This is a genomic window from Nostoc sp. PCC 9305, from assembly GCF_963920915.1.
Taxonomy (GTDB): domain Bacteria; phylum Cyanobacteriota; class Cyanobacteriia; order Cyanobacteriales; family Nostocaceae; genus Nostoc.
Genome location: NZ_CAWUDN010000109.1, coordinates 20,891 through 27,399, shown reverse-complemented (window position 1 = coordinate 27,399; position 6,509 = coordinate 20,891). Strand labels below are relative to the sequence as shown.

Below are 6,509 nucleotides of genomic sequence, written 5' to 3'. Positions count from 1 at the left end.
TAAGTCTTTCCCCTCTGCCCCTCTGCCCCTCTGCCCCTCTGCCCCTCTGCCCCTCTGCCCCTCCGCCCCCTGATCACTGAGCGTAGCCGTTGGCGCAGCCTCTCGTAGAGAAGTGCTGCCCCCTCCGCACCTCTGCCTCTTCTCCATGCCCAATTCCTTATTTTTATTTAGTTTTGGGTAAAGGTTGACCAAACTCGATTACCTGGGGTTCGGGATCGTTGGGGATTGTTGGAACTGGAAATTCCGACACCCCGAAAGGAGGAATGTTATTTAAATTGCCGAGTTGATTTGGAAAAGAAGGAGGGGGAAGAATCGAAGCAGGTTGTTGAGACGGAGAAGATGGATTTGGATTTAAAGGAGGTACGGTGACAAAAGGCTGCCCTGAGTTAGTAGTAATTGTTGAGGGCAGTTCATTGGATGGAGGCGGAGCTGTGAGTGAGGGGGATTGTGGGTTAGTAATTACGGGTAAGTTACTAGGCGGCTTTTGGAGTGTTTGAGGTTGTTTCTTGGCTGAAGGAGGTGAATTTCCTGATTTTACAGCAGTAGTTTTACCAGAAATAACCGGACGTAATACCCAGCGAGTGGAGTTTTTTCGAGAAACGGGTTGAAGTTGTACCTTTTTGGGATTAAAAACAGTCCCTGCTGCTAAATCAAGAACAATACGTGTATCGTTTGCGTTGAGTTGAGAAATGCGAATGCTTTTGATTGCTCCAGAATAATTTTGTTGCGTGGTAACTTTGCCCAACTTAGTATTCGGTAAATCTACAACCAAACGAGAGGGTTGGGCTAAGTAGAAATAACGAGGGGTTGTGCCTGCTGAGAGAGTGATTTCGAGTTGCTGTGTCTTGGGAGAAAAACGCCAATTATTTAGCTTTGCCCCTGGTGTTGCAGCAGTAGTAAAAGTTTCGAGGGCGATCGCTGCATAAAAACTTAATATACTGATGCTAAATAACTGCTTGCCCCATTGGTAAGATTGCTTATTTTTTAGTTCCCGATCCATTCTTTTTATTTGCTCCATAAAACCCATACAATGCACTTACATTGCCGTTTATTTCGCGCCTCCAATCCCGTAGACGCGATTCATCGCGTCTCTAACCACCCCCAATTCAATTAGCTTTTTGAGGCACAGCAGTAAATTTCAGAGTTTGTGGAATGCCCTTTACGGTTAATTGACCTGTCATATTACCTTTATCCACAAGTTGCATTTGAATTGTGACTGAGTTCAGAGGATCGTTTTGGGGGCGAGGAATATTACAAAGGATTGATTTACCAACTTTTCCAGATAAATTTAATTGTTGATTTCTGAAGATGCCTGCCAGAGAGTGCTTTTCGTCAGTGTCGGCGTTCGCGTTTGCCGGTAATACAGAGGCATTTAAGTAAATACCTGACTGCTCAATGTTTAACGTCAGAGTATCCGATTTTTCACAGTTAGGCAAATTCTTCGCTAGGGTTAGACGATAGCGACCGTTAACTGGCGGAGGAGCCTTGAGTTTGTTTTCTCCGTAAACAGTGACAGTTTTAAACAACAGTAGCACTGAAATTATTGTTACTCCGTAAAAAGCTAAAGATTTGAAGTTGAAATGATTCATGTTCTCAACTCCTAAGTGTTGGCTCTTGACTGCTAACGTCAGGAAGCATGGAAGCCAGATGAGCGGTGACTTGACTGTAACGGCGGGTAATCAGCAGGGAGGAGCAACATTGAATGGCTAGTTGATCTGTATATCTTCCCAAGGTTTGACGCTCGATACCCCAAGCGCGGCTAGTACCTGCAATTGTTAGGTCTACATTTTTTGAGGTTTCGACTACAGCTTGGATTGGATCTGGAACTTGAACAATTTTGATTTCGATGCGATCGCGTACACTACTCGGTAATTGCTCCATCATCGTATTTAGTTCGTAATTCAATTCTTCCTTGGCGTGATTTGCTACTATCTGTAATATCTGCAACACACAAGTCTCACGATTGATTAGCAGTCTCAAAGCTAGTATTAGTGCTAAATCATCATGGATATTGGCTGAATAAGGTACTAATAAACTTTCTAATTGCTCTTTGCCTTTATCTACAAACACAGCGACATCCACTGGGGCAGTAGTAAGCATTTGTCCAACTCGTCCACCTAAGCGGTTACTACTAAAAGCTGGGCGATGCCATCCTACAAGAATTAAATCAACTTGTTTAAGTGCGGCAATCTGTGCAGTTTCCCGTGCAACATTACTAGATATGCGAATGATGGGATGCACATGAGCGCGTGTTTCTACTGGTTCGAGCGTATTAATCAATTCTTCTAGCTGCTGGCGGCGCTGGGCAATTAATCGGTCTGCTTCAACTGGCGTACTTTCAAAGGCATAATCTTCTTCAAATTCAATCAGGCTCAGAGGGTTAACAACGGCGGGATATTGGGAGTTGAGGGCAATGCTTGCTGCCAACTGTACCAAGCCTTTTTGGGTACTCGGATTCGCTACGGGCACCAAAATTCGGTAGGGACGAATGTAAGTTTCAGCATCAGTAGCGCTGGTAGCTGTTTGTGCTTCTAACTCCGGTTCCACCACATCTAACCTGATCAGCTTCTTGGGATATGTCCATTCCAGCAGTGGCGAGGTCATGAAGGTAGTTACCAATGCCATAATTACCAGCATGGTAAATATTAAGGGGGAAATTACCTTTAACTCTAAACCAATGTTTAGCACTATCAGTTCGGTTAAACCGCGAGTATTCATTAACCAACCGAGTGCTGAGGCTTCCCGTTTACTAATGCCACTGACACGCGCTGCTACATAAGTACCAACATACTTACCTGCGATCGCTACTGCTAAAACCAACGCACACAAAAGCCACAATTCGGGACGATTGAGCAAGCCAATCTGCGTTTTTAAACCACTGTAGGCAAAAAATATGGGTAGCAAGAAAATTAGGACAAAATCTTCCGTTTTTATTGCCAATTCTCGCACTAAATCTTCATTTTTGGGCATGGCTGCTCCCAGCAAAAATGCCCCAAAAATTAAGTGAATTCCAATTAATTCAGTGATTAGTGCCGACGCAACTACTGCCATATAAATTCCAGCTAGCAGTAATTGGCTGAGTCTTCCTGCACGGAGGTAGTGTTTGGCAAGGCGTTGCAGGAACCAACGACCGACTGTCAACATCAAGCCGATGTAAACTATACTGGCGATAATTGTAGGTATAGCACCAGCAAAGTCACCAGTTCGCGCAACTGCGATCGCTACTGCCAAAAGACACCAAGCGGTGACATCATCCACTGCTGCACAAGTTAACGCCAAAGTTCCTAAACGCGTTCCTTGTAAATTGTTTTCAGTAATGATTCGCGCCAACACTGGAAAGGCAGTAATCGACATTGCCGCCCCCAAAAATAAAGCAAAGGCGGTGAATGATACACTTGCATTAGAAACTAGGGGATAAAGTATCACCGCTAGCAATGTTCCTAGAGAAAACGGCACCAAAATGCTGACATGAGAAGTTAAAACTGCTACTTCTAATTGGCCGCCGAGGTATTTGGGATTGAGTTCTAGCCCAATCAGAAACATGAAAAATATTAGTCCCACCTGAGACAAAACATTGAGAAAAGGAAAAGTTTCTGGTGGAAACAAGGTAACTGCTAGATGGGGAGCAACTAAACCAAATAAAGATGGGCCAAGCATAATTCCGGCGACAATCTCACCAATTACTAGTGGTTGCTTAATGGAACGGAATGCTAGCCCTACTACCCGTGAAAGTCCAATAACAATCAGCACCTCAACCAGAACGAGAATAACTATGTGCATGGTTTCCTCAAAATTAACTATCTGGTTTCCCTAAGATAATTCTTTAAAAGACTAGAAAATGTCAAGCTTGTTAAATACAACCAAGAGTAGTTTGTGCTTCGTTGTTATATTAATTATTGTTACGATTTAGTTGCAGCTGTTATGGGTAAGCAAGTTAGTAGTAAGGACTTGAGTCCTTAATTTTCTCAGCACTAAAGCGCTTACTAAAAACCCTCAAAACTAGCTGAGATATTGTACTAGATACTTAATTAATCTAATATTTAATTTTGCTTAAGTAGAAGATTTTTCATAGCTTGTACCGTGCAATAAGAAGGCAATCAGTGGTGATGCCATAAGAGTAGTAATGACCGCCATAATAACCATTATCGTGAATAAAGTTGGGGTAATTATACCTTGTTCCAGACCAATATTGAGGATGATTAACTCCATCAAACCACGAGCATTCATCAGAGTGCCGATAGTTGCAGATTCGCGCCAATTTTCCCCAGCTAATTTTGCAGCCAACATACAAGCAACACCTTTACCGAGAATTGCGATCGCAATAATTAATAGCGTCACTCCCCATAAAGTAGGTGTGTTTACCAATCCAATTTGAGTGTTTAATCCAGAGAAAACAAAAAAGATCGGTAACAAAAAAGAAGTAGTTAAAAACTCCGTATATTGGCGAATTTGTTGGGCAAATTCTCCGCGTGGTGTCACTGCTCCCAACACAAAAGCACCAAATATTGCATAGATACCTGTAACATCGGTAAACCACGCACAAAACATCAAAATTATCAACATTAAAGTCAGGGTTTGTCTGTTCACACCTTCGCGTTTTGTCATCCGTGTGAACGCTTTCAGTAGAGGTTGTCCGAGAAAAATCGCAAATAGCACATAGCAAATGCCACCACCAATTGCTAATATGGCTATGCTTAAAGAATTTTTCACGCTAGCAAGCACGATCGCCAGCAAACACCAAGCAACTGCATCATCTACCGATGCTGCACCTAAAGCCAAAGTACCGAAGCGAGTTTGTGCAAGACCGCGTTCGTAAAGAATACGAGCTAACATTGGAAAAGCCGTAATAGTCATCGACGCACCCAGATACAAAGCGGCTGACCAAGGCATAACTTTTGGTTGAAAGAAATCGCCATTGTGATAAAACCAAAAAGATGCGATCGCTCCTAAAATAAAAGGAGTGATAATCCCAGCCGCAGATAACAAACTTGCACTTTTGATATGATGTTTTAAGAGTTTGGTATTAAACTCTAAACCAATCAAAAACATATAAATTGCCAACCCAATCTGGCTGATAGCATACAAAATCGACATCGATGGATTGGGTATTTTGAGTCCGACAGCAGTGATGATAGGAAGCTTAGGAAATAGCCATTGCTGAAAATCTGGTGCAATCAATCCTAAAAGTGATGGCCCTAGCATTACACCTGCGATCATTTCGCAAACAACATCGGTTTGACCAAGATAGCGGCGTCCTAAAATCGTGACAATGCGACAAGTGGTTAAAATAACTGTGAGTTGCAGAAATAGCTGAATAACCAGATCAAAATTTGACATTGCACTTCCTTAATTTATGTCTCTGCATTGAAGAATCTCCCTAGACTCTAAAGTTTGTCCTGTTTTACTCATATATGACTACTACATCAGCACAAATGCCAATTTTGTAAACATAAAGATAGCTGTTTGTAATTTGATGAGATACAACAAGCAATGCGTTGCTTTAGTTTCCAAAGTCATCTTGTTCTTAAGAACGCACACAACTGTACGTCAATACAACATATTGCATCCAAACTAAAACCGCCATATATGATTTTTTATGATTTGTTAATTTGCGATTTATAACCTTTTTCATCTATTTGAGGCACAATCGACGGGAGCATCTCACCTTTGCAAATATACTAGGCGATTAGAAATCGCGGCTACACAAACTAAGTCCGCCTACGCGGACTCAAAAGATTTGAAACCCACGGAGGTGGGTTTTGTCTGTATAGCCGCGAATTCCATTCGCCAGGGCAAACGTGTTTTTACACTCATTGAGATGCTCCCCAATCGACTGTAGGGACGCACAAATGTACGTCCCTAACCTACGGTTGAATTATCTGAAAATTGCTAGAATTTTTGATTAAATTAGTTGCGATAATTTGAAATTTTACAACCACTCCCCGCCCCGGAAACGCCAACGAGGGAAGATAATTCGCATCAGGCTTTGGGAACTAATAAAAACTGCTAGCCACACGATGCTATAGTGCAATAAAAAAGTTCCTGGCAAAAGTTCTTCTTTCGGTAAAGGTATTGGCAAGAAGCCAAATAGTTTGACTCCACAAAATATAAATATTAATTCCCATATACCAGCTAAGAGTTGATAGGCTGCGGGCCAATCTCTATCCCAACGAGATTTTTGGAGATAGTCATAAAGTACATCCCAACCTAAGCCAAAAATGGCGACATAAGCAAGTATCCAAAAATAAACCGAGTTAGCACCAGGGCCAATCCAACCTATTGCAAATGGCAAAGATACGAGTACGCCGACAGTTGCCAGTAATAATAATCGAGTTTGCCAGCGACCAAATAAAGTTGGTGTCATAAAAATAATTCGTAATTCGTAATTCGTAATTTGTAATTTAGTTAAGCCACCCACAAGAGGTGGGGTTTTTACCTACCTTGAGATACAAGGACTTTTTCACGCCACTTGCGGGCGAGGTTTTGAACCTTTACTTTTTTGATAAAAG

The 6,509-nt window shown here is 42.0% G+C and carries 5 protein-coding genes; all 5 read right to left on the bottom strand.

Annotated elements, in window-relative coordinates; translation table 11 throughout:
• Nucleotides 1-163 precede the first annotated feature (163 nt).
• Nucleotides 164-1,000, bottom strand: a complete 837-nt coding sequence (locus ACM0OX_RS29275; RefSeq protein WP_414518512.1) for an AMIN domain-containing protein — start codon at nt 998-1,000, stop codon at nt 164-166.
• Between the two features lie 106 nt (nt 1,001-1,106).
• Nucleotides 1,107-1,589: a hypothetical protein gene (locus tag ACM0OX_RS29270; protein ID WP_414518510.1), complete on the bottom strand. Its 483-nt coding sequence runs from the start codon at nt 1,587-1,589 to the stop codon at nt 1,107-1,109.
• A 4-nt stretch (nt 1,590-1,593) separates the two neighbouring features.
• On the bottom strand, nt 1,594-3,780 hold the full coding sequence (locus ACM0OX_RS29265; protein ID WP_414518508.1) for a cation:proton antiporter: 2,187 nt from the start codon (nt 3,778-3,780) through the stop codon (nt 1,594-1,596).
• 270 nt (nt 3,781-4,050) lie between these two features.
• Entirely contained in the window at nt 4,051-5,337 is a 1,287-nt protein-coding gene (locus tag ACM0OX_RS29260; protein ID WP_414518506.1) for a cation:proton antiporter, read from the bottom strand.
• A 592-nt stretch (nt 5,338-5,929) separates the two neighbouring features.
• The gene (locus tag ACM0OX_RS29255; protein WP_414518504.1) at nt 5,930-6,364 is read right to left on the bottom strand and encodes a hypothetical protein; all 435 of its coding nucleotides are present in this window, start codon (nt 6,362-6,364) and stop codon (nt 5,930-5,932) included.
• Nucleotides 6,365-6,509 lie beyond the last annotated feature (145 nt).

What these genes read in the sequence shown, in the direction of transcription:
- ACM0OX_RS29275 (WP_414518512.1), bottom strand. Translation starts at nt 1,000, where the DNA reads ATGGATCGGGAACTAAAAAATAAGCAATCTTACCAATGGGGCAAGCAG.
- ACM0OX_RS29270 (WP_414518510.1), bottom strand. Translation starts at nt 1,589, where the DNA reads ATGAATCATTTCAACTTCAAATCTTTAGCTTTTTACGGAGTAACAATA.
- ACM0OX_RS29265 (WP_414518508.1), bottom strand. Translation starts at nt 3,780, where the DNA reads ATGCACATAGTTATTCTCGTTCTGGTTGAGGTGCTGATTGTTATTGGA.
- ACM0OX_RS29260 (WP_414518506.1), bottom strand. Translation starts at nt 5,337, where the DNA reads ATGTCAAATTTTGATCTGGTTATTCAGCTATTTCTGCAACTCACAGTT.
- ACM0OX_RS29255 (WP_414518504.1), bottom strand. Translation starts at nt 6,364, where the DNA reads ATGACACCAACTTTATTTGGTCGCTGGCAAACTCGATTATTATTACTG.